We start from the raw sequence: 2,094 nt of genomic DNA, 5'->3' as shown, positions 1-2,094 counted from the left end.
GAATCGTGGGATTGCGCTGCTTTTTTGAAATTCTATGAATAATCCAGGATAAATTATCTCCTTTGAGTTGTCCACAGCCCGTTTCGGCGGGTTGCAATTTATTCCGATTACTTGTAAGCTGAACCTTGTAAAATGATGAAACTGGTCAAGGCCAGAAAGGCTAGGAATATTCCCAGCGTAACTGTGACCCCGATCAACAGCTCTTTAAAGCTCATACGTTCATTTTCTTTCAGCTCACACAAATCATAAAAGCTATCTAGTAATCCTCGAAAAAGTTCACTAATAGCTGATACAATCAGTAATGCCGTTCCAGCGGTGTTACTGATTTTTTTTGATCTGATTTCCATAGTGTTCCTCCTGTTGAGATTGATATTTTGACGTTGGGTAAAACGACACTATCTCATAAGCACCACCTCCTTGAAGTGTCCTAAAACTAGGCGAAAATCATCAAACGTTGCCGTGACGCCGCGGCAATGTGCTTGGTGATAAGCTCTAGTGTGAGGCAATACTCACCACCGTACTGCTGGTAGAGGCGCGTCTCGTAAACTGGTTGCCAGTCGTAAGTGTTGTAAGCATCTAGGATAGCTTGAAAATCTGACTTGATAAGGTGGCAAACTTGCTTTCGTTCCTTGAGTTCTCTCTTGATGGCTGAGTAGTCTTTCATGGTGACTTCTTTCATGATGTAGTCCTCCTGTTTGTGGCGGCTGGCCCTTCTAAGGAAGGTTTTTGTCGAGCCGTCTTGATGACACATTCGTACCGGCAGCGGGTGAGGTGACAAGGGTAAGCGCAGCGCAAGTCAAAAATTTTTGTGGAACCGGGCTTGTGGAGCAAAAGTTTTTGCGGCCCTTTTCTCCGAACTTAGGGGCGCTTCCGACTTGTCGGTTAGCGCCCCTGGTGCTGGTCTAATGTTTCAATCAAGGCCACGAGAACCTTCCTTAGAAGGTCTTGGCGCATGCGCCCGCGGCGTTGCCGCGTGGGTTATGTTAGTGCCTAGATTGAATGCTGAATATCCGAATAATTGAATCCAGGGTCATTTGGGTCGTTGCCCAGGCACTGTCTAAGAAGCATGAACAACATAGCCGCGATGAGCGCGTCGGTTTGGCGCGCGATTGCTTCATTAAACGGCTTGTAGATCGGGCTTTGATCTGGAAGCCGTTGTCCTGTTCGGACTCGGCAGTGTGAAAATAAGATTGAATGAATATGCACGAATTTTGCAACAATTGAGCTTGAAGGTGGTAACAAAACGTCGAGGAGAAGCGCCTCAGACGGGTAGTTGTTCGGTTGAATCGTCTAAACCACCTCAGAATTCGCGATAAGAGATAACGAAGCCGGCATGACTCAGCGTGGACTTCGCTGAGTCATGCCGGCGGACCAGTGCAGTTGGCCAGGACTACGAGTCAGCGTGTGCGGCTGGTTTTGCCGTGCCGCGGGATATGGCTGCCTTGATCGTTTGCTTGCTACGACGGATAACGAGGCCCACGAACCGAGCGGGTGTGGCGCCGGTTCGCGCGGCCGGCACGGCCGCCTTCTACTGCCAACTGCACTGGTCCGCCGGCCGCGTTTTTCAAAAAAGCGCCGAATCCCTTGATACTGTAGGGATTCGGCGCTTTGTGTAGTATAATGGAATCAGCAGAAAAGTTTAATGAGCGGTGGTACGAATTTTGAAAGAGGGTGAGGCCTATGGTGTAAAACCCTTGGCGTCAGATTCTGGTAGAAAGGAGTACAGCAAGGCTTGTGGTTGGTGCATTAGTGTCAATCACAGCCGTCATCGGTGCGCTGGTAGTCTTGGTCAATGTGGCAACACGTTTAATCAAGGCGTTGACCCGCCTGCTTCAAGCAGTGCGCAAGATGATGGTGGCGTTCGGGGAAATCCGGAAAAAATGAGCAAGCAAAAAGCCGCCTACAACTTTTGGAATAAGCTAGCGGCTTTTGTTTGCTAGATATGACCACCGTTCTTAAAACGGTTCTGCGACGGAGCGTTGTCTTTCGCAGAGGCAACGCTCTTTGTGTTTATAGTATATCATGTTTTTATTTTTATAACGCAAATTGCAAGAACAAGTTAGCCACCCCATGGCACGACACCGTGAGATGAAC

At 48.6% G+C, this 2,094-nt stretch carries 2 protein-coding genes; both read right to left on the bottom strand.

Going from position 1 to position 2,094, the window contains the following annotated elements; translation table 11 throughout:
• Window positions 1–107: 107 nt before the first annotated feature.
• The gene (locus tag FD01_RS13470; protein ID WP_056964807.1) at window positions 108–347 is read right to left on the bottom strand and encodes a hypothetical protein; all 240 of its coding nucleotides are present in this window, start codon (window positions 345–347) and stop codon (window positions 108–110) included.
• A gap of 86 nt (window positions 348–433) precedes the next feature.
• Entirely contained in the window at window positions 434–679 is a 246-nt protein-coding gene (locus FD01_RS13465; RefSeq protein WP_054720019.1) for a hypothetical protein, read from the bottom strand.
• Between the last annotated feature and the right edge of the window lie 1,415 nt (window positions 680–2,094).

Origin of the sequence: Lacticaseibacillus manihotivorans DSM 13343 = JCM 12514, from assembly GCF_001435035.1 — a bacterium.
Taxonomy (GTDB): Bacteria; Bacillota; Bacilli; order Lactobacillales; family Lactobacillaceae; genus Lacticaseibacillus; species Lacticaseibacillus manihotivorans.
Note: the sequence above shows the minus strand (reverse complement) of the source record. Positions and strands in the feature narration are given on the sequence as shown.

Coding starts and splice junctions, on each gene's coding strand:
- FD01_RS13470 (WP_056964807.1), bottom strand. CDS start 347: ATGGAAATCAGATCAAAAAAAATCAGTAACACCGCTGGAACGGCATTA.
- FD01_RS13465 (WP_054720019.1), bottom strand. CDS start 679: ATGAAAGAAGTCACCATGAAAGACTACTCAGCCATCAAGAGAGAACTC.